Source organism: Bacteroidota bacterium, from assembly GCA_039821555.1.
GTDB lineage: Bacteria > Bacteroidota > Rhodothermia > Rhodothermales > Rubricoccaceae > JBCBEX01.
Window position 1 is genome coordinate 297,430 of the sequence record JBCBNX010000001.1, and the last position, 24,357, is coordinate 321,786.

Sequence of the window (24,357 nt, forward strand, 5' to 3'; positions counted from 1 at the left end):
GATCGCAAGTCACAGGCGCGCCGCGAGCCCGGGACGCACCGCGAAACCGCGGCGTCCGTGGGCTACTCGTTCTACAGGCTTGCCTCGGTGCTGACGAGCGGCAGCGCCAGCCGATGCCCGAAACGGTGGGCTATGCGCGCATCGTGTGTGGACACAACGAGTGCTACTCCCACGCGATCCGCGACATCGACAAGGAGATCGGCCATGGCCTCGGCGGTGCTGTAGTCCAAGGCACTCGTCGGCTCGTCCGCAATGAGAGGCGGGGGCTTGTTCATCAAGGCACGTGCGATCGCAACGCATCGACGCTGCCCTTGGTAGAGCTTGTCGGGGTAGGCGTTCTCCTTCTCAGCAATGCCGAGTGCGCCGCGCAGAGACCGCGCGCGGTATGCATCCGCTGGGAGCCCAGCCATTGACGGCGCGAGCATCAGGATCTGAACGATTGTGAGTGCGCCCACGGGGTGAAACTGCTGGAACACCATACCGATATGTCGCCCTCGGCAGGAATCCTTGAGGTCCAACGCCAGCCTTGGGGCGATATACGATCCAATAGGCAGTGCACCAGAACAAGTGGCGCCCCACGGGTGAATAACGTCGGCGCAGTAGGCGGGATGAAGGCAACGTCGGATATTTAGGGGTTACAACAGATTTTAGGCATATTGAAGCTATACGTGCATTCCTAGCAGTGTATACTTATAGTACAATATGTGTGATATATTGAAGTCATATGTCGGTCGTGCTCTATGACGTATCGAGTGTGCGGACATACTTTGTTAGTTAGGTATGCGTAGCTAGTGGACAATTTATTCTGAGCTTAGGGTACATCACGGTGTAGTTGTGTTGATACAGGGATAGGCGATCAAACTCGCGAGGCTCGTGTAGAAATGAAAATCAGCGCAGATCTAGGAAATCATCCTATTCGTTCACTTAGGGTTGTAGATTTATACTTCGTTTATCGAAGCAAGGACGCGTTCAGTGTCCACAGCTTTGGACATTGAGCCATCCCTTCCACCATCACGTACGAATCGCAGCCATGTCGCTGAACATCAAAACGATCTCTGCCAAGGATGCCAAGAACAAGCTTTCCGAGCTTCGTTCTGGACGAGGCGGGCGGACGTCGAAGTATCACCCTGTTCTCGAAGCTGTTCAAGGTCGTCGGGGCACGCAAGTCGTGACGCTCGACAACCTCAGCCCCAACGAAGTACAGGGTCTCCGCGCTTACCTCTACCGCTATCTCGATAGCGAAGAGTGGACCGTCAAGAGCGCCCGCACGGACGACTCCGGTAACAACTACCGTGTCTTCGTCGGCCGTGATGAGGACTTCGGCTAGGCTCGTATGCGGCCTCTCGCCGCGACGACGCATCTCACTGCAGCGCGTGGCATGAGTCTACTCATGCCACGCGCTTCATTTGGAGCCCGCCTCAAGACGGCCCGACATACGGTGGCGAATGGGGGGACCCCTTTGAGGTAAGCGCGTCCAAGGATGGAGCATCCCACTCAGCCTCGGGTATACGCCCCTGGCTAGTTTCTACCATCCACGATTTCATCCAATGACGACTCTCGACAAGGCCACGCTCGGCGGCGGTTGCTTCTGGTGCGTTGAGGCCGTAGTCAAGCCCCTGCGCGGTGTGAAGGCTGCTGTATCGGGCTATGCAGGCGGCAATATTCCCAATCCGACGTACCGCGAAATCTGCTCGGGGCTCACCGGCCACGCCGAAGTGGTGGAGGTGGTGTTCGATCCTCGCGAGATCGACTACGCCGACCTCCTGCGCGTCTTCTTCGCCACACATGACCCTACGACGCTCAACCGACAAGGCGCAGACGTAGGCACGCAGTATCGCTCCGTGGTCTTTACGCATTCAGACGGGCAGGCGGAGACGGCCCGCGCCGTCATCGCCGAAATCGAGTCGGCAGGCATCTTCGACGACCCGATCGTGACGCACGTGGAGCCGGCGCCCACGTTCTACGCGGCGGAGGACTATCACCAGGACTACTTCGAGCGCAACCCGAACCAGCCCTACTGTGCTGCGGTCATTGCGCCGAAGGTCGCCAAGTTCCGAAAGCGGTTCATGGACAAGCTGTCCCAGCCAGCCTGACAGGCGTCTCGATACGCTGCCGAGCCCCGCGTTTCGCCCTGGAGCGCGGGGCTCGCTGTGTCAGAAAACCCTCCGGTACGGACCTTGCGCTGGTCTCCGTCCATCAAAGCTCGCGCTCACGATCGAATCAGTGTCTCCGCTTCACGACCTCGCAGCTCGCCTCTACCCGCTTCGCCGTAGTCTCACGGGCGATGGCGTGCGCGCAACGCTCCACGTGCTCGGAGAGCGTCTGCCCATGCTGGTCCAGCACGAAGTGCCGTCTGGCCGCCCCGTCCTCGATTGGACCGTGCCCGACGAGTGGAACTGGCGCGAGGCCTGGATCGAAGACGCCAACGGCCGTCGAATTGTCGACGCGGACCGTCATAGCCTGCACCTCGTCGGCTACAGCGTGCCCGTTCGGGAGCGGCTTACATGGAACGAGCTACGGCCACGCGTGCACTCGCTTCCTGACTGGCCCGACCTTATCCCGTATCGCACCGCGTACTACGCAAAAACCTGGGGCTTCTGCCTGCGCCACCGCACGGTCTTAGAACTAGACGGGCAAGGGGACGATGCCGTCTACGAGGTCTGCATCGATGCGACGCGTGAGCCGGGCGCGCTGACCTACGGCGAGGTGATCCTGCCGGGATCGACGGAAGACACGGTGCTGATCTCTGCGCATGTCTGCCACCCGATGCTCGCTAACGACAATCTCTCCGGACTCGTTGTGAGTGCGGCGCTAGCTGAGAGGCTTGCCGCGCGCCCAGAGCGCCGCTACACCTACCACTTCGTGTGGGCTCCAGGCACTGTTGGCGCGATCACGTGGCTCGCCCAGAATGCGGCGAGGGTTCCACTGGTGCGGCATGGGCTCATCCTAGCCAACCTGGGCAACGCGGGAGGCTTCACCTACAAACGGAGCCGCCCCGGCACGTTCGGTGTAGCATCTGCCGAGATCGATCGCGTGGTGGCCGTGGCCATGCGCGATGCTGGGGAGCAGCTCGACGAGCGGCCCTTCACGCCCTATGGCTACGACGAACGGCAGTATGGAAGCCCCGGCTTCAACCTGCCCGTTGGATGCTTCACCCGGACTCCGTACGGCGAGTACCCCGAATACCACACCTCGGCGGACAACCTCGACACGATCTCGGAAGCGCAACTCCAGGGAGCGCTCGCGCGGCTCACAGATACGGTCGACATCCTCGAAGCCAACCGGTTTCTTCGAAGTCTCTACCCCAACGGCGAACCGCAACTCGGTAGACGGGGGCTCTACCGCGCCTTAGGCGGTCAACCCGACGCTCCTACACAGCAGCTTGCCCTCCTCTGGGCGCTGAATATGGCATCCGCCGACACAACGCCGACGTTTGACCTCCTCGCCGTCGCGGAGCGGTCCGGGCTACCGTTCGTAGCGCTCCGCAAGGCCGCAGACCTCTTGGAAGAACAGGGGCTTGTGGAGCGCTTGAAAACCTAAAGGCTACCGAGGGCACGCCGATACCTCCGGCATTCCATCCTCGCCCGTACTCTATCCGATCCATGACAACATCGACCGACGTGCGCCCCGCGCTCGGCCTGGACCGGGCTGCGCTGGAAGCCCGATTCGCCAAGAGCATCGCACTGGCCGAGCGGTCACACGCGCTCATCCCCGGTGGTGCGCACACCTACGCGAAGGGTGACGACCAGCTTCCGGCTTGGGCTCCCGTGAGAGTCGTGCGTGGTGACGGCTGCACCGTATGGGATGCCGACGGACACGCGTACGTGGAGTACGGGATGGGCCTCCGCGCGGTCACACTGGGGCACGGCTACGCGCCCGTCGTCCAGGCCGCGACGCGAGCGATGCAGGGCACCAACTTCACGCGCCCCGCTGCCATCGAAGTCGAAGCCGCCGAAGCACTGCTCGACCTCGTGCCAGGTGCCGAGATGGTCAAATTTGCGAAGGACGGCTCGACCGTGACTACAGCTGCCATCAAGTTGGCGCGTGCAGTCACCGGGCGCACAAAGGTGGCTGTGTGCCAGCAGAACCCGTTTCTCAGCTACAACGACTGGTTCATCGGCCGCACACCGATGGACGCGGGTATCCCACAGCAGGCCGTAGCCGATACAGTCGCGTTCGAGTACAACGACTTCGAGAGCGTACTCAAACTCTTCGATGACCATGCGGGTGAGATCGCGTGTGTCATCATGGAAGCCTCGCGCGGAAGCGACCCGGAAGAGGGCTTTCTGCATCGCGTGCAATGGCTCTGCCACCAGCGTGGCGCGCTCTTCATCCTCGACGAGATGATCACGGGCTTCCGCTGGCATACGGGCGGGGCACAGGCGCTCTACGGCATCACGCCGGACCTGGCATGCTTCGGCAAGGCCCTCGCCAACGGCTTTTCGGTGAGCGCGCTCACGGGCCGCCGAGACATCATGGAGCTGGGCGGGCTACGCACCGACCAGGACCGCGTCTTCCTGCTGTCGGCCACACACGGCGCGGAAACGCATGGCCTCGCTGCCGCCATCGCCACGATGCAGGTCTACCGCAAGCACGACATATGTGGCTTCATGCACCGGCAGGGCGAAAAGCTCCGCGCTCGCCTCAGCGCAGCCATCACGGTCGCTGGAGTGGAAGGCTATGTCGAGGTCCTCGGCCGCTCCTCGAACCTGGTGTTCGCCACGCGCGACCGAGCGGGGAGGCCGTCTCAGGCGTTCCGTACGCTGTTATTGCAAGAACTCGTGCTGCGCGGCATCCTCGCGCCCTCACTCGTACTGTCCTTCGCCCACGACGACGGCGCGCTTGACCGAACGGTCGCGGCCTTTGCTGAGGCCCTGCATGTCTACGCCCGGGCTCTCGAAGAGGGCGGCCCAGATGGCGGCCCGGGACGCTGGCTCGTCGGCCGCCCTGTCCAGCCGGTTTTTCGGAAACGCGCGTAGCCGACGGCCGCCTCAGTTGCAGACGACGCCTCCCTGGTGCGATCCTTGCCCACTCGCTTTCAGATCCCCTCCCGAGTTCCTCCCCGATCATGAAAGTCGTTCTCTTTTGCGGCGGCCAAGGCATGCGCATCCGCGAATACAGCGGCGGCCTACCCAAGCCGATGGTGCGCGTCGGCTACCGCCCGATCCTCTGGCACATCATGAAGTTCTACGCCCACTACGGGCACACCGACTTCATCCTCTGCCTTGGCCATCAAGGTGACAAGATCAAGGAGTACTTCCTCAACTACGACGAGTGCGTCTCCAACGACTTCGTCCTCTCGAAGGGGGGACGTCAGGTCGACTTGATCCAGAGTGACATCCACGACTGGACCATCACGTTCGTCGACACCGGACTCGATGCCTGCGTGGGAGAGCGTCTCATGGCGGTAAAACCGTACCTCGAAGGGGAAGACTATTTCCTCGCCAACTATGCGGATGGCGTCTCCGACGTGCCGCTCCCGAAGATGATCGACTTCGCACGGGCACACGGCAAGGCGGCGTGCTTCCTCGGCGTGCAGCCGAACTACACCAGTCACGTCGTGGCCACCAAGCCCGACGGCACGGTCTCCGCCATCCAGCACGTCTCCGACGTCGGCCTGCGGATCAACGGCGGCTTCTTTGTGCTGCGCACCGACGTGTTCGACTATATGGAGCCGGGCGACGAACTCGTGGAAGCACCGTTCCGCCGCATGATTGAAGCCGGGCAGCTCGCCAGCTATGTGTACGACGGCTTCTGGGCGTGCATGGACACGTTCAAGGAAAAGCAAATGCTCGAAGAAATCCAGCGCCAGGGCGATGCGCCCTGGGAGGTGTGGAACCGCGAGCCCGTGCGCGCGCCGGACCTGACCCTCGGCCCCGCCTCCGGCGATGGCGCGATGAAGGCGGTCTCGGTGGTGAAGAGCGAGGAGTAGCCGCGAGGGTACCAGCACACCCTCTGCGCTTCTCTTGAGGCGTCTGTTCTGTACCCAAAACGCACCATCCTGGACTCGACCCCATGCGCCTCCCCGACGGCCCGCTCCGCCTGCTCTGTCTCGGTGCGCACTCCGACGACATCGAGATCGGATGCGGGGGGACCGTGCTACAGCTGCTTGCGGCGCATCCGGGAAGCACGGTGGACTACGTGTGCCTATCGGGCAACCCTGAGCGCGAGGCTGAGGCGCGGGCGGCAGCCGAAGACCTGCTCTCCAGCGCCGCCGCTGCCACGCTCCGGTTCGGCGGTTTCCGCGACGGCTGCTTCCCCTTCGAGGGAGCCCGGATCAAAGACTACTTCGAGTCGACGCTCAAAGCGCTACGGCCGGACATCGTCTTCACGCACGCTCGTGCGGACCGCCATCAGGACCACCGCGTCGTCTCGGACTTAACGTGGAATACGTTCCGCGACCACCTCGTGCTAGAATACGAGATCCCGAAGTGGGACGGCGACCTCGGCCAGCCCAACGTCTACGTCCCGCTCGACGCCGCGACGGCTGATCGCAAGGTCGATCTTCTGATGCGGCACTTCGGGACGCAGCGGAGCAAGCGATGGTTCACCCGTGCGACGTTCGCCGGGTTGATGCGGCTGCGCGGTATCGAGGCGGGTGTCGACCAAGCGGAGGCATTTACAGGTCGGAAAATCATCTGGCGCTAGGTATACTCCGAAGGCGTGTTGCCTGCGGGGCTCACGCCTCACAACCCCATGCCGGTGTGACCTCGGGCGAGGACGCAGCGGCCTCCCAGTGCTCCGACGCGACAACCACCGCGCGACGGGAAGCGCCACTCACCCGCTCAGCGTCTAAAAATGCCGACACTCCGGCGGTCCCACGACCGACGGCCGGCAATACTGGGACGCTGACGGAACGCCCTGCGGACAGACCCGATGGCTCAACGGACCAGCCGCTCGACTGGAACAAAGTTGTCAGCGGACAGGCTGCCTACTCCAGGGCCGACGCGCTCTCACGGAGCGCGCCGCCTTCGCCGTTCCGACCCACCCCGGTCCATGGAAACCCGCGTCCTCGCCCGCGACCACTCATTTGCCCGCCGCCTCGCGCTCGCCCGTGCTCGCACGTTTGACTATGTGCGCCGCCGCGTCTTCAGCGCCACCATGCTCGGCCTCGGCGACGCGCTTGGCCTGGTGATCGCCTTCGCGCTCGCGGGCACGGTGCGTCATTTCCTCTTCGGAGCGGCCTTCGTGCAGCCCTGGATGCTCGTCATGCCGACGATCTACTGGGCGGGCGCTGTCAGCCTAGGCCTGCTGCCGGGATGGGGCGTGGGCGCTGTCGAGGAGTACCGACGCCTAGCCTGGTTGACCGTGGGAACCTTCGTCGTCGCGGCGTTTGGCCTCTTTCTCTCGCAGCAAGGCCTCGACAACAGCCGCTTCTTGATGGGGCTCGCGGCGCTGTTCGCCGTGGTGACGGTGCCGCTGTTGCGCAACTGGACGAAGTCGGCCATGATTGACGCGGGGCTGTGGGGCGTTCCCGTCGTGATCTACGGGGCGGGCGAGATGGGTGCCGCCGTAGTGCGCCAACTCCGTGAGGAGCGCGGCCTGGGTTACGTACCCGCGGCGTTCTTCGACGACGACGAGAGCTTGCACGGATCGACCGTCGAGGGCGTCCCCGTCGTCGGGTCGATGGACCGTGTCTCGGTGGAGGCGCCGTTTGCCATCCTCGCGATCCAGAACCTCGACATGGACGCCCGGCGCGACTTGCTCGAAGGGCCGCTCGCGTGCTACCGCAAGGCCATCGTCATTCCTGACCTCAACGAGACGCCGACGCTCTGGATGCGCTCGCGAGACCTCAGCGGGATGCTCGGCCTGGAGATTACCTACCACCACATCAGCCTCACCCGTCGCATCGCCAAGCGGGCGTTTGACCTCGGGGCGGTGCTGCTCACGGCGCCGTTGTGGATGCCCCTCTGCGCGCTCCTCGCCGTGGCGATCTGGCTCGAAGACCGCGCGCACCCGCTCTACGCTCAGGAGCGGATCGGACAAGGCGGCCGCCACTTCCGCACGCTCAAATTCCGCACGATGGTGCCCAATGCGGATCTCGTCTTGAAGGACGCGCTGGCGAGCGATCCGGCGCTGCGCGCCGAGTGGAACGCCAACTTCAAGCTCAAGAATGACCCGCGCATCACTCGCGTCGGGCAGTTCCTCCGCAAGACCAGCCTCGACGAGATCCCGCAGCTGTTCAACGTCCTCCGAGGCGAGATGAGCCTGGTTGGTCCGCGCCCGCTCCCGCAGTATCACCACGGCGAGCTGCCAGCCAGCGTCCGCGAGGTGCGAGAGCGCGTTCGGCCTGGGCTGACGGGGCTATGGCAAGTCTCAGGCCGCTCCGACAGCGGCAACGCGGGCATGGAGCGCTGGGACCCGTACTACGTGCGCAACTGGTCACTCTGGCTCGACATCGTGATCCTCGTGCGCACCTTCCGCGCGGTCACCAAAGGATCCGGAGCTTACTAGAGGCACGCCTCTTCGCGGACAGGACGCAGTAGCTCATCCAACTCGATGTCCGGAAGGTCGCGGTACCAGGCGTGGTGAGGCGACCACGCTGTGCAGGCCAAGCATTGGGTCGAGCGCCAGACACGCGAGCAGGCGGGGCACCGTCCGCCGGTGTCAAAGGTGTGCCAGCTATGGCCGCACGAGCAGCGCCATCGCGCTTCGGGCGGAGGCTCCCACTCGCAGGAGGGGCATGCGATTTTCATAAGGGTGCGTGAATCTGAGCACACGTGATGGTGTTCGATGAGGTCCAGCCCTAGTTTATAAAGCTCTGCTACAATGATCTGTTCGGAACGATCTAACCAACGCGAGCTTTGATCGCCCCGACACCTCCGGCTCCGACCATGAAAAAAGACATCCATCCCGACTACAGCTTCACAACGGTTCGCCTCGCCGACGGCACCGAGTTCGTGACGCGTACGACGATGCCGACCGATAACTACGTCTCCGACGTGGATTCGACCAACCATCCGTTCTACACCGGCAAGCGCCAGTTTGTCGACACGGCGGGCCGTGTTGAGAAGTTCAACCGGCGCTACGGCAAAAAGAGCTAAGCGCTCACCGAACCTACATCGGCGCGGCCCGCTTCCAGATCGGAGGTGGGCCGCGTTTGCGTTTGGGCCCAACATGTTCGCGCTGCATGTGGGGAGAGTTCTCGGCCGTGTGTATCGTACCCTCGACAAAGACAACCCACACAATGCGGACCCTTCCGGAAGCCATGGAGGAGACACCTCGACGAAACGCAACGCTCCTGCTGGTGCTCTTGGGCGGCGCGGCCGTGCTCGCCGGATGCTTGTCGAGCCGCGCCGAGCCGGATCTCGCGGCGATCTACAACCGCGAGGCGCAGTATCAAGGTATCGAGCGGAATCCGGTGATCTTGATCCCCGGCGTGCTGGGGTCCCGATTGCGTGACGAGACCAGCGGACAGATCGTCTGGGGCGCCTTCACTGGGGCGTTCGCGGACCCTGACGAGCCCGCAGGCCAGCGTCTGGTCGCGCTGCCCATGGAAGAGGGGCGTTCGCTGCGTGAACTGATCGACGGAGTAGAGCCAGACGGCGCGCTGGAAAGCGTGCGGATCAAGGTGCTAGGTCTGCCGATCCAGCTCCGCGCCTATGCGCAAATCTTGAGCGTCTTAGGGATCGGCGGGTATCGCGACGCTGCGGGCGCCCTCGAATCGGTCGACTACGGCAGCGACCATTTTACCTGCTTCCAGTTTGACTACGACTGGCGCCGCGACAACGTCGAAAATGCCCAGCGGCTACACGCCTTCATCCAAGAGACGCGCGCAACGTTGCAGGCGCAGTACGCAGAGCGGTACGGTGTGGAGGACTACGACATCAAGTTCGACATCGTCGCGCACTCGATGGGAGGCATGATCACGCGCTACTTTCTCCGCTACGGGGCGCAGGACCTTCCGGCGAATGGGAGCCTGCCTGAACTGACCTGGGAAGGGGCCAAACACGTGGAGCGCGTCGTTCTCGTCGGTACCCCGAATGCAGGATCACCCCTCACGGTGATGCAACTCGTGGAGGGGCTCAAGACCCCGGCTGTCACGCCTGACTACCCTGCTGCAATCCTGGGCACCATGCCGGCGGTGTATCAACTGCTTCCGCGTGACCGCCACCGAACGCTCGTGGACGCCGCCCAACCGGAGGCCTCGATCGATTCGGTGTTGCACGCCGACTACTGGGAACGCATGCAGTGGGGCCTCGCCGACCCAGCCCAGGACGAGGTCTTGCAAAACCTGCTGCCCGTCGTCAGCCAGCGCGACGACCGGCGCCGCATTGCCCTGGACCATCAACGGAAGAGCCTGCGCCGCGCTGAACAGCTCTTCGCCGCGCTCGACCTCCGGGCAGAACGCCCACCTGGCCTCGAACTGAAGCTGATCGCCAGTGACGCGGCGCCCACGCTCGCACGGCTGGCTGTCGACCGAGACGAAGGTACCGTGACGGCCTACAGCTACGAACCAGGCGACGATACCGTCCTCCGCACGAGTGCGCTCATGGACGAGCGCGTTGGGGACGAGTGGGCACCGATGCTCGTCTCGCCGATCGATTGGTCGTCGGTGACCTTCATCTTTGCCGATCACCTGGAGATGACGCAGAGCATCGCATTCGCTGACAACTTGCTCTACTACCTGCTCGAAATGCCACGGTGAGGGTGCAGCAGGGGAGATCCTGTCCCCACAAGTCACCCCAGAGCACGTGTACCGGAGGCGGGACTCGAACCCGCAATCCCGAATGGGCGGCAGATTTTAAGTCTGCTGCGTATACCAATTCCGCCACTCCGGCAGGCGTGCTAAGCTACTCACACCACGCCACTCCTAGCCATCGAGTTGCCCGGCGAAAAGTTGCGAGAGGTCGCCGCCAGCGAAATAGACCCGACGATGGCCCCAGGCTAAGGCTTGCTCGGCAGCAAGCTGCGCGCGTGTCCCTAGCGTGTCGCCAACGAAGAGCACCGGCCGTAATAGGTCGGTAGGCAGATGTTCTGGTGCCAGCGTTGCAAGCGGCGCAGGCGTTGCAGGCGTCAAGGGATCGTTGGCAAGCCGCTCGGAGAGGTCACGGACATCGAAGACGGCCGCACCGTCACGTACGAGCGCATGCGCCCGGTCTGGCGTGAGGGCATGCGCCTGGGGCATTTCTGAAGACTCGGGCGGAAGGCTCGGGGCTTGCTCTGCCAAGTGGCGCAGACGGATGCGTAGGTGTTCAGCCGACGTGAACGCCCCCACACGTCGTTCGAACACGGCGCCATCGCGGTCGATCAGAAGCGTTGTAGGCAACATCGCGATCTCGCCAAACGCCGTGGCGAGTTGGTGCGTCTCGTCGATGAGGATCGGGTAGCGTATGCCCAGCGAATCGACGACGGACTGGGCAGCGTTTTGCTCACCGTCTGCCTCAAGGACGCCAACCACGCGAATGCCGTCGTCTACGAGTACCGTGCTCAACGAGTCGAGAAGAGAGAGGTCGCCCATGCTTGGACGGCTCCAGGGTGCCCAGAAGTGCAGAACTAGGGCAGCATCGGCCAAGTCCTGGTTGGTCAAGCGCGTCCCGCTCAGGGTCGGCAGGGAGAATCGTGGAAGCTGCTGCGCTCCTGGTTGGGCATACGTGTTAGCGCTGTCGGGTGGGGCGGCCCAGGAAGAGGTCACGGCTGTCTCCGATTGTGACGTGTCGGCCGCCTCTCGGCACCCTGTGGCCGCGAGGAGCAGCATCAGCGCGACGACATAGCGGGGTAGTCGTACGTTCACGAGACAGCGGGAGGGTGAGCAGGGCGACGACGTCAGGAGAGGGAGGACGCGCCGACGGCGCGGCGGGCAGCATCGCGCAGGCGCCCAGCCGTGATGTGCTGGTGGCTTGCGTGGAAGACCACCTCGCCGTCGTAGATGACGAGAGCCTGAGGCGTCTGATGCTCCACCCCAGTCGTCTCAGCAATGTGGTTTGAGAGCGGTCGAGCATACTGGACCACGAGGCCGTAGAGTGGCGGGTCGGCATCGTTCTCGAGCTGGACGAACTGTTCCTGCCCGCGTGCCGAAATCGGGCAGGCGATGCTCGTCTTGAGGACGGCCACGGGATGCTCCTTCGACGCGTCGAGGACGACCTGGAAATCGTCCGGGGTGTGGAGGGTCGTGACTTTGGCCATGGCGGGACGGGAAGCAGGAGAGGGGCGGAAACACGGGGCTGAGGGCGGGTTACAACGGGCCGACCTCCCCAGAAGAGCAGGCCGAAGATACCCGTCCTTCTGGGCGAAGTTGCAAGCTTGGGTGTCGCCAGCGGTTTGGAACCGCTACTGTGATGCCCGGGACGCGCCCATTCACGAACGACCCAGCCTTTGCCCTCCCGTATGTCCCTCTGCACCGCTCCACCGTCGCCGTATATGGCCCCCACCGTAGACACTCCCGACTCCCCGAATACTGGAGCCGAAAACGTGCGCTGGAACCTGGACGACCTCTACGCAGACACCGCGATCCTCAAAGCAGATCTCGTGGCGGCTGACGGGCAGGCGGCCTCGTTCGCCGAGCGCTACCGTGGCAAGCTCGGCGCATTGGATCCCGCCAGTCTGGCGCGGACGATGGCAGAGCTCGCGGAAATCCAGGACACGCTGGGTCGAGCCTATACGTTCGCGTACCTCAACTGGTCCACCGCGACTGAAGACGCGGCGCGCGGCGCGCTGCTCCAACATGTGAAGGAAGCCTATACGCAGACCGCGCAGCGCCTCATTTTCTTCGATGTCGAATGGGCGGCCGTGGACGCCGAGAAGGCAAACTACCTGCTACAGGACGAGGCGCTGGTCTCGTACCGGCACTACCTCGAACTGCAGCAACTCCAGAAAGACTACCTCCTCTCCGAGCCCGAGGAGAAGGTTCTTGCCGAGAAGAGCATCACGGGGCGGAGCGCATGGACGCGGTTTTTCGACGAGACGATCGGCCGCGCCCGGTTTGAGTTCAGAGGCCAGTCATTGCCGGAACAGGCAGTGCTCGCGAAGCTCCACGACGCCGACCGTGCGGTGCGAAAGGACGCCGCTCTCTCGCTCACCGAAGGGTTTGAGCGCCTTGAGTACCCACTCACCTACGCGTTCAACACCGTCCTGGCCGACAAGGCGTCCTCAGACCGGCTTCGTGGCTACACATCGTGGATTCAGAGCCGCAACCTCGCCAACGAAATCCAAGATGCGAGCGTGCAAGCGCTCATCGACGCCGTGACGGGACGATATGGCCTCGCCCATCGCTACTACCGCCTCAAGGCACGGCTGCTCGGACTTAGCCCAGATCAGGTTGGCCAGGACGAGGCGCCGATGATGGACTACGACCGCTATGCGCCGCTGCCCCTCGTCGCGGATACGGAAGCGTCGTCGTACTCCTGGGACGCGGCTCGCACCCTCGTCACCGAGGCCTACGGCGACTTCGATAGAGAACTGGGTGATATCGTCGCTCGGTTTTTCGACGAGCGCTGGATCGACGCGCCGCCGGTTGCAGGGAAGCGGGGCGGGGCGTTCAGCCACGGCGCGGTGCCAAGTGCGCACCCGTACATCCTCATGAACTACACGGGCCGCGTCCGCGACGTGCAGACGCTCGCACACGAACTCGGCCACGGCGTCCACCAGTATCTCAGCCGCGAGCAAGGCGTCTTCCACGCCGACACGCCGCTGACGACGGCGGAAACGGCGTCCGTGTTCGGGGAGATGCTCGTCTTCCAGCGCCTCATCGGGGCAGAGACGGCACCGCGCCGCCGCCTCTCGATGCTGGTTCAGAAAATTGACGACTCGATGGCGACGGTCTTCCGGCAAGTGACGATGAACCGCTTCGAAGAGGCCATTCATCTCCATCGCCGGGGCGAAGGGGAGCTCACGGCGGACCAGTTTGCCGAGCACTGGATGACCACACAGACGGCGATGTACGGCGACAGCGTTCTCCTGGGCGACCACTATCGGCGTTGGTGGAGCTACATCCCACACTTCGTCCATACGCCCGGCTACGTCTACGCGTATGCTTTTGGCGAGCTACTCGTGCTCGCGCTCTACGCACGCTATGTCGAGGAGGGGAAGGCGTTTCCTCCGAAGTACCGGGACCTTCTGGTGGCGGGGGGCTCGGACTGGCCGCACGTACTTGTCGGACGCCTCGGCATCGACCTCGATGACCCGGGATTCTGGCAGCAGGGGCTCGACGCCATTGAGGCACTCGTCACCGAAGCCGAGGCCGAAGCCGCCAAACTGGACGTGTGAGAGCCTCGGGGAAGGGCGAGCGTTCGGTGGTGCGTACTTTCAGCGCACCGCCCTTCTCCCACGTATCTGCCTCATGGCTGCCCATGCGTATCGATACATTCCCATCTCGCGCGCTGCTTGCCGGTGCGCTTGCCCTTCTCCTCGCATCGCCCCTTAGCGCTCAACAGTTCGGGGATTGTGTGCCCGGGACAGCGTCGGCGACGCTCGATGTCAACGAGGTTGACGCCGACCTCTTCATCAACGGCAACCTCTTCTTCAACGGCTCAACGGCCCAGTATGAGGTGCCACGTGGGCGCGGCGTGCAGGCGATCTTCGCCCAGGGTCTTTGGGTTGCAGGCGAGGTGAACAACGAACTGCGGGTAGCTGCGGCCACCTACGACGGGTACGAGTTTTGGCCAGGCCCCTTGGAAGACGGCGCCGTCCCGCCCAGCGACTGTGCGGACTTCGACCGCATCTGGGTCGTCTCCAACGAAGACGTTGAGACGTTTGAGTCTACGGGCGTGGCCACGCTCGACCTGATCGAGTGGCCTGCCGATTTCGGAGCGCCGGTGATCGACGGAGACGGCAACCCCGACAACTACAACTTGGCCAACGGCGACCGGCCGCGCATCAACGGGGACCAGAGCGCGTGGTGGGTCAACAACGACGTGGGCAACCAGCATGCCTCCACGCAATCGCAGCCGCTGGGCATCGAAGTCCAAACCCTCGCCTTCGCCTCCAACCTGTTCCTCCTGCGGCAGAGCACGTTCTACGAGTACACGATCATCAACAAGAACGACCAGCCGATCGAGAACACCTACGTCGGCATCTTCGTGGACCCTGACTTGGGAGACTTCGGCGACGACTTTATCGGCTCTGACCAGGAGCGCGGCCTAGCCTTCGTCTACAACGGCGACGAGGACGACTCGGAGATCAACGGCGGCTATGGCATGGCGCCTCCGGCTCTCGGCTATGACTTCTTCCAGGGGCCGATCATCAATGCCGATGTGCCAGACGTTGGCGACGATATGGCGCCGGACACGCTGGGCATCACCGCGTTTACATACTTCAACAACGGTGGCTGTGCAGATCGGTGCGACCCCACTGCAGGCGAGGCCACGTCAGCGCAGCAGTACTTCAACTACTTGACGGCCCGTTGGCGTGACGGAACGCCCTTCCGAGTCGGTGGAGACGGCTACGCGACCACGGGCGAGCTGACCAACTTCGCCTTCCCCGGCGAGCCTCCCGCCTTCTGGAGCGAAGGGGACATCGACGGCAATGGAACCGCGAACACACCAGGCGACCGCCGCTTCGTGCTTTCGACGGGACCGTTCACGCTCGCCCCAGGCGAGTCTCAGGTCCTCACCCTTGGCATCCTCTGGGCGCGAGGCTCGGACCGCTTCGACTCAGTTGCGCTCTTGAAAGAACTCGACGACGAGGTGCAGATACTTTACGAGAACGACGCGCTAGCGGCCGAGGATGGCCTCCCTGAGTCAGGCTTTGCAGTGGGCGCAGCCTACCCGAACCCCTTCGTACGCTCGGGCGATGTGGTTCGTGTTCCCTACCGGCTTGATGCCCCAGAGCGGGTGCAAGCGCATGTGTTCGACGTGCTGGGTCGCCGCGTGGCATCGCTCGCCGATGCGGCACGGGGAGCGGGCGTTCACGAGATCGAATGGGCCCCGGTGGAGTCGTTACCGGGCGGGATCTACTTCGTCCAGGTTCAATCGGGAACGGCTCGGGAGACGGTCTCCATCGTCCTTCGATAGCAGGGCCCTCCTGTGAGAATCCCAGGGTCGAGCCACGTCGGCGCGACTCTGTCACGTTCGAGGGCCTGGGGACATCGCGAACCTCCAGAGGTCACCATGAAGCGAACGCCCAGAGCTACCTCGCAGCCTGCATTCTGGGACGCCCGCTATCAGCTGGAGGGGTATGCCTTCGGCGAGCAGCCGGACCCCTTTGTCGCCGCCCGCTTGTCCTTCCTTGAAGGGGCGGGTGCGATCAGCGTACCGGCTCGCATCGCAGACCTGGGCGCAGGGGAGGGGCGCGTCGCCGTGCATGCTGCCGAACGCGGGCATCACGTCACCGCCGTCGATTTCGCAGGAGCTGGACTGGCCATGGCTAGATCGCTAGCCACGAAGCGCAGCGTCTGCATCGACGTAGCTGAGGAGAATCTGACTACGTGGTTGCCGCGCGAGCCGCTCGATGTGGCCATATTGTTACTGGTGCACCTACTTCCCGAGGCGCGGGGCAGAGTGCTTGCGAACATGCCTGCACTGCTCCGACCAGGCGGCTGGCTGATCGCGCGCTGGTTTCACGAGGCGCACGCTGCACGAGGTACGTTCGGGCCAAGCAAGCGCGATCGGCTGGTGACAGCGCAGACCATCCGGGATGCGTTGCCGGGCGGCACGCTTCACCAGTGCGCGCGAAGGAGCGTGTTGATGGCCAGCGGACGCTACTTACACGGCGAGGCAGACGTGCTCGATGTCGTCTGGCAGGCACCGGCTCCGTGAGAAAAGCACAGCCGAGTTGCGGCGCGCTTCGTATACTTGAAAATAGGTTTTCCCCCCGCACCCCGCGACCGCCACCGATGCTGCTCCGCTACCACGCGCACGATGTGGGCATCGTCGCAGAGCTGATGCGGGTGCAGCGGATCGCTGGATTTGAGGTGGCACCTGACGCCCCGCAGACGCTCGTCGACCTCTTTCTCGACACGGAGTCATTTCGCCTCGTGGAACACGGATTCGCGCTGCGACTCCGTCAGCATGATGGGGCCTTCTTCGGGCGTCTTCGTCCTCTCGATGCCCCCCTGGGACGGCGCGGAGCGTCCTACCGGCAAAGTCTTCCGGGTGCGCTACCGCTCCCGCTGGCGCTCCACGACCTGGCTGCCGGCGCGCTGAGGTCGGCGCTGGGAGCCCTCGTCGGGGACGCCCCCCTCGACTTGCATGCACGGGCGTGCATCGACCGTACGCCGCGCGGGCTCACTCTGGGGGGAAGGCCTGCTGCGACGATCGTGCTGGATGAGGTGCGCTACGAGTGGGCGCGTGATTTCGACATTGCCCGTGAGGTGAAAGTGCACGTCGGAGGCGCGCCCGCGGATGCATCGCGCACGGCGGGAGCACTAGACGCCATGCTACAGGCCTACGGGCTCGTTCCAATCGATCCCGACCGGTTCTCGTCGGTGGTTGAACGCCTCAGTCAAGCACAGACGGCCCCGCTCCTCTTCACGCCCCGCGAGCGTCGTGCGCTGCAGGCGATTGCGGATGGCCCGTCTCCGGTGGCATCGCGAAGGGCGAGAGCGCTGACGGCCTTCGCGTCTCGTCGCTCCGCGACGGCGGTTGCCCGCGAGGTGGGCATGGAAAGCGAGCGGGTACGCCATTGGGTCGAGCGCTTCCGCAGAAACCGGTTGGGCCTCTTCGAAGAAGGCTATGCTTCTCCAACGGATCAACGGCACTATACGCAGGCAGAGATCATCCTGGATGACGCTGCTCGTGCCGCTAGTTCGTCGCCTGCCACGCCACCCAGCGACAAAGCAGATGAGCGTGGCAGCGGAGCAGCGACGAAGGATCGAGAAGGAGTTGCGCCCGCTAGAGAGCACCGTGTGGGCGCCAATGCATACCCTGCAGGGTTGTTGGGGCCGCAGGCACCCGTCGGTCCCGAAACGGAGGGTCGCATGGTCGAAGGAGGGAGCGAAGTGCGCGGCGGGCGAGGCGGTGTGCTCCGACGCGTTGCACGTGTCGTGACACGACGACGAGCCCGGAGTACGGCCCACGTTGCCCCCACTCAACCCATGAGAACGGGTGCCCACGCCGAGTACGGCGCCGACGAGGTGTTCCAAGCTGCACTCACACCCGGCGCTGACTTCGCTAAAGGACGCAACGGTGTCAAAAAAACGGGCGAGTCGACGGAAGCGGTATCGTCTTTTGAGCGGCTCGCGGACTGCATCGCCTTCGACTTCCAAGACGCGCACCAAGCCTGGCGCGAAGCACACGATCGATGGGGCACCTCCCAAGACGATGCGAGCCTGACGGCAGAGCTCCTCAGCATAGTAGATCGGATCGGGGGGCTAGTTTCATGCTACGCCCCCTACCTGAATCATGCGGAAACGGCGTTGTCCGATGCTGTCGCGGCGAAGCGCATGAGGTACCTCCGCATGAGGTCGTACGATGTGATGCTGCTCCTCTTGCCAGAATTCGTGCCAGAGCATGACGACGACGTACATGTGCTGGGTGGAACGCGAGCGCTCATTGAGGTGAGAAAGGCTGCGGTCAAAGCAGTGCTCCGATCTCCTTCGCCCCCTGCGGACGAACACGACCGACAGGAAACGGTACCCTTCGATGAACTCCTCGGAGCTGTCGCTGAACCCGACGGGTCGGCCTCCCATTCGAACGAAACGCACCTGCGTCACGTGCTCGCCTCTATGGTGTGGCGGCAATACGAACGGGTGGTCGTGTCGAGCGAAGTGGAAGAACGGCGAGCGACAAGTGCGCGCAGGCATGCGCTTCAGGGTGTCGTCACAGCGTTGCAGCACACGTTCCGCGCCCACGACTTGCCGGAGAGTCCCGAGACCCGGCTGCTCTTTCGAGCATGCACGCGTTTCGATACCCTCGAAGCCATAGAGGCGGCGCTCGCGGAGCTGGACGCGTGGGAGAAATATCGGGGCGAGCCGATCGGGCCTGGAGCGGTGCGGCAGCGTCTCGAAATCGCCCGGGAGGAGGAAAGGCGCGCATCGGAGCACGCGCTTGCTCTTGTGCTTGCCCGTCCGTTCAGAACCTACCTCGGAGTCATCGTGGCGGCTTCCTGACGGCGTCACTCCTGGGTCGTTCGGCGCTGGACATGCTCTTCCAGTATCATTCATGGATGTTTTAAATCCCCAGGTACGGCTTCTCGTACCTAGTGTCCTTCATGTTGACCTTCACACCTTGTAGATGACGCTGTACGCCGTCGGGCTTAATCATGACCTGGCGACCACTGAGGTCCGCGAAGCCTTCGTCCTTGACGGGGACGCCATCGAGGATCTCTATGGGAGCTTGGCGCTCTCATCCGGCGCGGAGGTCGTGCTGCTGTCCACGTGCAATCGAACAGAAGCGATCATCCATGGGCAGGAAGGGGACAAGGCCGCAGTGCTGGCGGCACTGGAAGCCCAGAGCGGTCACCCGTGGCCGGAGCGTCACGCGTTCAGCTATGAGGACGAGGCAGCCATTCGGCACGTGTTCGGCGTTGCGTCCGGGCTGCGTTCGCTGGTGATCGGCGACGCTCAGATCCTCCATCAGTCCAAAGAAGCCTATCGCCACGCAGTTGGGGCCGAGACTGTAGGCCCCGTGCTGCATCGGCTGATGCACGAGGCGTTTCACGTCGCGAAGCGAGTGCGCACTGAGACGGGGCTGGCACAGGGCGCGGCGTCCGTGTCAAGCCTGGCTGTGGCCGTCGCGCGTGCTCGAGTGCCGGGAGGAAGCCTGGACGGCCATCGCGTGCTCCTGCTCGGTGCCGGACAGATGGGCAGGGCCGCACTGAGTGCCCTGTCGACCTTCGAGCTCGGTCACCTGGCGATCTCCAACCGCTCAGCAGCGCGTGCTCGGATTGCAGCTGAGCACCACGGCGGCGCAGTGGTCGAATGGGACGAACGCCACAGAGCCATCGGTGCGTCCGACATCGTGCTGGTTGCATCTGGAGCAAGCGCCCCCGTCGTTCATGCCGAGCAGCTTCCCGAGCGTGCTGCGGACGACCCCGCGCTCGTGATCGACATCGCCGTGCCTCGCAACGTGGACCGGTCGGTGGACGAGCTGCCTGGCTACACGGTGCTCGACCTCGACACGCTGAACCGCGAAGTCGAAGCCACCGCGGCTGCACGGCGCAGCGCGGTCCCAGAGGCCGAAGCCATCGTCGAGCAGAGTCTCGCCGAGTATGTGACCTGGTTCTTCCATCAGCAAGCCCTGCAGCCTACGATCCAGGCGATCCGGTCTACCTTCGATGCGATCCGGAAGCAAGAGATCGAACGCCACGCCCATCGCATTCCTAAGGTGGCCCGCGCCGATGTCGAACGGCTCACTAGGTCGATCATGCAGAAGCTGCTCGCGGTCCCCGTCGTCCGGCTCAAGGCAACGGATCCCGAGTCCCTCGACTTTGTGCGCGGCGTGAAGGCCCTCGCGACTATTTTCTCCCAGCCGGGCTATCCCTTGGAACCGGACTTCAGCGCGATGCCGCTGAGTGGTACTGAGCCCAGGGAAGAGTTGTCCGACCCTTCTGCCAGCGTCCCGATGTCATCGAGAAGCAGTCCAGAAGCGCCTGCGCGGTGTCCCTTCGGGCACGACGTCCGCCCATCTGTCCCCTCAGACCCTCTCCCCGTCGATGCGCATAGGAACGCGCGGCAGTAAGCTAGCCCGTTGGCAGGCCGACCATGTGGCGGCGCGGCTCCGCGCCGCAGGTCGTGAGGTTGAGATCGTTGTGATCCGCACCCAGGGCGATCGGGTGCTGGATGTGCCGCTCTCGGCGATTGGTGACCCCGGTCTCTTTACCAAGGAACTGGATGAGGCCCTGCTCGACGGTCGGATCGATGTGGCGGTCCATTCGCTGAAGGACCTCCCGACGGTGCTGCCCGAGGGTCTGCGCATCGCAGCGGTGTCCGCCCGGGCCGAGCCCTGGGATGCGTTCGTTGCTCACCCCGCCTACGACGGGACACTGGCGGATTTACCTCCAGGTGCCGTCATCGCTACGTCTTCGCTGCGGCGGCAGGCCCAGCTTCGCGCGTGGCGCCCAGATCTGCGCACGGTGTCGGTGCGGGGCAACGTCCCAACCCGTCTCGCGGCGCTGGCAGACAGCGGCGTTCCCGGTGATGGGGGGTGGCACGGGGTGATCCTGGCAGCGGCTGGCCTGCAGCGCCTCGGCTTCGACGACCAGATTCGGGAGCGGATCGCGCCTCAGATCATGGTCCCCGCCGTTGGGCAGGGCGCGCTGGGAGTCGTCTGCACAGAGGAAAACGCCAGCGCATCAGCCCTTCTCAGTCGGCTCCTCGACGATGACGCTACGCGCACCGTTGCGCTTGCCGAACGAGCATTCATGCGTCGACTCGACGGTGGGTGTCAAGTCCCCATCGGCGGATATGCTCGACTCGAGACAGGAAGCACGTTCACCATCGAAGGCGTCGTCGCTAGCATCGACGGTCGGCAGGTCTTTCGTGGCGAGCAGACCGGGACGCCTTCTCAAGCCGTGACCCTGGCGCAGGCCCTCGCCGACGAACTCCTCGCTAGAGGTGCCCGGGAGGTGCTCAACGCCATCCGCGCAGACGTAGCGTGAGTGCCGAGTCTCGCCCCCGCGTCCTCCTGCTTCGCTCGCGCGACGAGCCCCTACCGGACCGCTACGAAGCCGCATTCGAAGCCGTCGGGCTGGTGGCGACTACGCGCGCCATCTTGAAATTCCATTACCTCAACCAGAGCCTTATTGGTGCCGCGATGCAAGAGGGCGGCAAGGCGGCCTGGGTATTCACCAGTCCACGTGCGGTGAAGGCGTTCGCATCGGTCTCGGAGCGCAACGGCTGCCGCGTTGATCCCGAGACCCCGGCGTACGCCGTAGGCGACGCAACCCGCATGGCTGCCGAACGCTTGGGATTCCGGGTGGTCGGGGGTGAATCAGGCAATGCGGCAGCACTGGCCGACGTGATTGTCAAGCACTCTGCCGAGCAGCGTGAGCATCCTCTCATTTTCCTGAGCGGCGATCGGCGCCGGGAAGTGCTGCCAAAGCGGCTCCGCGCTGCGGGGCTGGCCGTGCATGAGATCACGGCCTATCGAACCGAGGTGCGCCCGCCCGATATCGCCCCGGGCGACTTCAACGCGGCAGCTTGGTTCAGTCCATCGGGCGTGTCGGCGGTGTTCGCGAAAGCCTCCCCAGCCAAACGCGCACGCTGGAACAGCCTCAAGCACGCCGCAATTGGACCCACCACGGCCGCCGCGCTTGCTGCAGTCGGTGCACCCCCGCATGTCACAGCCACGGCCCCCACGCCCGCGGCACTCGCGGCCGGAATGGCCTCGCTCTTCCCCTCGACCCAACTCCATGACTGACGCATCCGCCACCGTCGCCGCGTTTGCCGCACACGGCTTCCCGCCGCTGCGCAACGATCGATTGCTCATGGCTGCGCGCCAGGAGCCAGTTGACCAGGTCCCGGTGTGGCTGATGCGGCAGGCGGGTCGGTACCTCCCGGAATTCCGCGCGGTGCGCGCCAGGCACGACTTTTTCACGGTCTGCCGGACTCCAGAGCTGGCCTGCGAGGTCACGCTCCAGCCACTGCGCCGCTTTCACGCCGCCGACGCCCCACTCGACGCCTCGATCATCTTCTCGGACATCCTCGTGGTGCCGCAGGCCCTCGGCATGGAGGTGCAGATGGTGAAAGGCAAGGGGCCGCACTTCCCAGACCCGCTCGACCGACCAGCCGACCTCGACCAGCTAAGACGGCCAGACGTACGGGAGGCGCTTGGCTATGTCTTCGAGGCGCTCACGCTCACCCGTCACGAGATCGGCGGGGCCGTCCCACTCTTCGGCTTTACCGGGGCGCCGTGGACACTCATGGCCTACATGATCGAGGGGGGCGGGTCGAAGAACTACGCCAAGGCGAAGGCGTGGCTCTATGCCGATCCGGACGCAAGCCATAGGCTGCTGCAGTTGCTCACCGACGTGATCGTGGACTACCTAGTGGCCCAGGTTGGCGCGGGTGCGCAGGCGCTCCAGGTGTTCGACTCGCACGCCGGGGCGCTCACTCCGTCGGCCTTCGCGAGCTTCGGCTATCCGTACCTCGCCCAGATCGCTGAGCGCGTCAAAGCCCGCGTGCCCTCCGTGCCGCTGGTGGTGTTCGCACGAGGCGCGCACTATGCGCTCGATGCCCTCGCGGCCACGGACTACGACGTCGTCGGTCTCGACGAGACGGTGATGCCCGCTGCTGCGCGGGCCATCGTTGCGAAGCGCGCGGCCGTGCAGGGCAACCTCGATAATGCCGCCCTGTACGCGTCGCCCGACACGATTCGGGCGCTGACCGGCACCATGCTCGATGGATTCCGTGACGCTGAGGGCCAGCTCACGGGCCTGATCGGCAACCTGGGTCACGGCATGCTGCCAAACCACAATCCCGACCACGCCATCGCCTACGTCCGAGCCATCCACGAACTCTCGCGATCGACCCCTGGCTAAGCGTCATGCTGACTCTTCCGTCACATACCCCTCCGGATTCCTTCGCGGCACGTATGCTCGCGCTGTGCCAGCAGTTGCAGACGACCATCTGCGCAGGCCTTGAACAGCTCGATGGCACTGCAACGTTTGGCCACGATGCGTGGGAGCGACCCGGTGGCGGAGGGGGAGAGGCCCGCGTCATCGAAGGCGGCCCCGTGTTCGAGAAGGGCGGCGTCAACGTGTCAGCGGTGCATGGCACCTTGCCCGAACGCATGGCTCGTGCCTTCGGCGTGGAGACGAAGCCGTTCTTCGCCACTGGCATCTCGTCGGTGATGCACCCTCGCAACCCCCATGTCCCGACGGTGCACTTCAACTTCCGCTACTTCGCCCTGGGCGACGACCTGGCCAATCCCGATGACGAATGGTTCGGCGGGGGCGCTGACCTGACGCCGTACTTCCCAGTGCTGGACGACGTGGTGCACTTCCACACGGTCTGGAGGGACGTGTGCGACCGGCACCCTGGCGTGGCCGACTACGCAGCGTTCAAAGCGAAGTGTGACGACTACTTCCACCTGCCACACCGCAACGAGGCGCGCGGCGTCGGCGGCATCTTCTTCGACTACCTGCGTGACGATTCAACGGCGGCCTTCGCCTTCGTTGACGACGCCGGTCACGTGATGCTCGACGCTTACGCACCCATCGTGGAGCGGCGCAAAGACCAGCCCTTCACAGAGCGCGAGCAGACCTTCCAGGAGATTCGTCGCGGGCGCTATGCTGAGTTCAACCTCGCCTACGACAGGGGGACGCGCTTTGGTTTGGAGACGAATGGCCGGACGGAAAGCATCCTGATGAGCCTGCCTCCGCGTGCGCAGTGGCACTATGCGTGGGCGCCCGAGCCAAGCTCACCCGAAGCAGAAGCGTCCGCTTTTTTCCAGCCCCACGATTGGCTCGGCGGCGACGAGCCCTCGGCTGCGTAACGGAGGCGTTTGAACCGGGGCGGGGCGCCCTGGGAGGTATCCCCCG

General features: G+C 64.3%; 21 protein-coding genes and 1 tRNA gene. 18 read left to right on the forward strand and 4 right to left on the reverse strand.

Going from position 1 to position 24,357, the window contains the following annotated elements:
* Positions 1–71: 71 nt before the first annotated feature.
* Positions 72–518: an ATP-binding cassette domain-containing protein gene (locus AAFU51_01220; GenBank protein MEO1569864.1), complete on the reverse strand. Its 447-nt coding sequence runs from the start codon at positions 516–518 to the stop codon at positions 72–74.
* A 512-nt stretch (positions 519–1,030) separates the two neighbouring features.
* On the opposite strand from AAFU51_01220, the gene AAFU51_01225 reads away from it, so the two are divergent.
* The 9 genes from AAFU51_01225 to AAFU51_01265 all read left to right on the forward strand — a co-directional run bounded on the left by AAFU51_01225 (position 1,031) and on the right by AAFU51_01265 (position 10,648).
* A complete protein-coding gene (locus AAFU51_01225; protein ID MEO1569865.1) occupies positions 1,031–1,327 on the forward strand; it encodes a hypothetical protein in 297 nt (98 codons plus the stop codon).
* 220 nt (positions 1,328–1,547) lie between these two features.
* Positions 1,548–2,093 (forward strand): peptide-methionine (S)-S-oxide reductase MsrA, encoded by a 546-nt coding sequence (gene msrA / locus AAFU51_01230; GenBank protein ID MEO1569866.1) that lies wholly within the window; start codon positions 1,548–1,550, stop codon positions 2,091–2,093.
* Between the two features lie 130 nt (positions 2,094–2,223).
* Positions 2,224–3,540 (forward strand): DUF4910 domain-containing protein, encoded by a 1,317-nt coding sequence (locus AAFU51_01235; GenBank protein MEO1569867.1) that lies wholly within the window; start codon positions 2,224–2,226, stop codon positions 3,538–3,540.
* Positions 3,541–3,602: 62 nt separating this feature from the next.
* Positions 3,603–4,979: a glutamate-1-semialdehyde 2,1-aminomutase gene (locus AAFU51_01240; GenBank protein MEO1569868.1), complete on the forward strand. Its 1,377-nt coding sequence runs from the start codon at positions 3,603–3,605 to the stop codon at positions 4,977–4,979.
* 89 nt (positions 4,980–5,068) lie between these two features.
* Positions 5,069–5,932: a glucose-1-phosphate cytidylyltransferase gene (locus tag AAFU51_01245; GenBank protein ID MEO1569869.1), complete on the forward strand. Its 864-nt coding sequence runs from the start codon at positions 5,069–5,071 to the stop codon at positions 5,930–5,932.
* A gap of 83 nt (positions 5,933–6,015) precedes the next feature.
* Positions 6,016–6,648, forward strand: a complete 633-nt coding sequence (locus tag AAFU51_01250; protein MEO1569870.1) for a PIG-L deacetylase family protein — start codon at positions 6,016–6,018, stop codon at positions 6,646–6,648.
* 348 nt (positions 6,649–6,996) lie between these two features.
* The gene (gene wbaP / locus AAFU51_01255; GenBank protein ID MEO1569871.1) at positions 6,997–8,454 is read left to right on the forward strand and encodes an undecaprenyl-phosphate galactose phosphotransferase WbaP; all 1,458 of its coding nucleotides are present in this window, start codon (positions 6,997–6,999) and stop codon (positions 8,452–8,454) included.
* Positions 8,455–8,834: 380 nt separating this feature from the next.
* The gene (gene rpmE / locus AAFU51_01260) at positions 8,835–9,044 is read left to right on the forward strand and encodes a 50S ribosomal protein L31 (GenBank protein ID MEO1569872.1); all 210 of its coding nucleotides are present in this window, start codon (positions 8,835–8,837) and stop codon (positions 9,042–9,044) included.
* 143 nt (positions 9,045–9,187) lie between these two features.
* The gene (locus AAFU51_01265) at positions 9,188–10,648 is read left to right on the forward strand and encodes a hypothetical protein (protein MEO1569873.1); all 1,461 of its coding nucleotides are present in this window, start codon (positions 9,188–9,190) and stop codon (positions 10,646–10,648) included.
* Positions 10,649–10,697: 49 nt separating this feature from the next.
* Here the strand turns inward: AAFU51_01265 and AAFU51_01270 are convergent.
* The 3 genes from AAFU51_01270 to ytxJ all read right to left on the reverse strand — a co-directional run bounded on the left by AAFU51_01270 (position 10,698) and on the right by ytxJ (position 12,126).
* Positions 10,698–10,781 (reverse strand) — tRNA-Leu (locus tag AAFU51_01270).
* Positions 10,782–10,813: 32 nt separating this feature from the next.
* On the reverse strand, positions 10,814–11,698 hold the full coding sequence (locus AAFU51_01275) for a TlpA disulfide reductase family protein (GenBank protein ID MEO1569874.1): 885 nt from the start codon (positions 11,696–11,698) through the stop codon (positions 10,814–10,816).
* A 68-nt stretch (positions 11,699–11,766) separates the two neighbouring features.
* Complete coding sequence (ytxJ, locus tag AAFU51_01280; GenBank protein MEO1569875.1) at positions 11,767–12,126, reverse strand: bacillithiol system redox-active protein YtxJ; 360 nt, start codon at positions 12,124–12,126, stop codon at positions 11,767–11,769.
* Between the two features lie 234 nt (positions 12,127–12,360).
* Between ytxJ and AAFU51_01285 the strand changes: the two genes are divergently transcribed.
* The 9 genes from AAFU51_01285 (at position 12,361) to hemF (ending at position 24,311) form a co-directional block, all read left to right on the forward strand.
* Entirely contained in the window at positions 12,361–14,205 is a 1,845-nt protein-coding gene (locus AAFU51_01285; protein ID MEO1569876.1) for a M3 family oligoendopeptidase, read from the forward strand.
* Between the two features lie 83 nt (positions 14,206–14,288).
* Complete coding sequence (locus AAFU51_01290) at positions 14,289–15,950, forward strand: T9SS type A sorting domain-containing protein (protein ID MEO1569877.1); 1,662 nt, start codon at positions 14,289–14,291, stop codon at positions 15,948–15,950.
* Positions 15,951–16,046: 96 nt separating this feature from the next.
* Entirely contained in the window at positions 16,047–16,694 is a 648-nt protein-coding gene (locus AAFU51_01295) for a class I SAM-dependent methyltransferase (protein MEO1569878.1), read from the forward strand.
* 77 nt (positions 16,695–16,771) lie between these two features.
* Positions 16,772–18,985 (forward strand): helix-turn-helix domain-containing protein, encoded by a 2,214-nt coding sequence (locus tag AAFU51_01300; GenBank protein MEO1569879.1) that lies wholly within the window; start codon positions 16,772–16,774, stop codon positions 18,983–18,985.
* 124 nt (positions 18,986–19,109) lie between these two features.
* Complete coding sequence (gene hemA / locus AAFU51_01305; GenBank protein ID MEO1569880.1) at positions 19,110–20,555, forward strand: glutamyl-tRNA reductase; 1,446 nt, start codon at positions 19,110–19,112, stop codon at positions 20,553–20,555.
* A complete protein-coding gene (gene hemC, locus AAFU51_01310) occupies positions 20,530–21,474 on the forward strand; it encodes a hydroxymethylbilane synthase (GenBank protein ID MEO1569881.1) in 945 nt (314 codons plus the stop codon). Before hemA ends, hemC begins: the two co-directional genes overlap by 26 nt.
* Positions 21,471–22,235, forward strand: coding sequence for a uroporphyrinogen-III synthase (locus AAFU51_01315; GenBank protein ID MEO1569882.1), 765 nt, complete (start codon positions 21,471–21,473; stop codon positions 22,233–22,235). Before hemC ends, AAFU51_01315 begins: the two co-directional genes overlap by 4 nt.
* Positions 22,228–23,355: a uroporphyrinogen decarboxylase gene (gene hemE, locus AAFU51_01320; GenBank protein MEO1569883.1), complete on the forward strand. Its 1,128-nt coding sequence runs from the start codon at positions 22,228–22,230 to the stop codon at positions 23,353–23,355. Before AAFU51_01315 ends, hemE begins: the two co-directional genes overlap by 8 nt.
* A 53-nt stretch (positions 23,356–23,408) precedes the next feature.
* Positions 23,409–24,311 (forward strand): oxygen-dependent coproporphyrinogen oxidase, encoded by a 903-nt coding sequence (gene hemF / locus AAFU51_01325; protein ID MEO1569884.1) that lies wholly within the window; start codon positions 23,409–23,411, stop codon positions 24,309–24,311.
* Positions 24,312–24,357 lie beyond the last annotated feature (46 nt).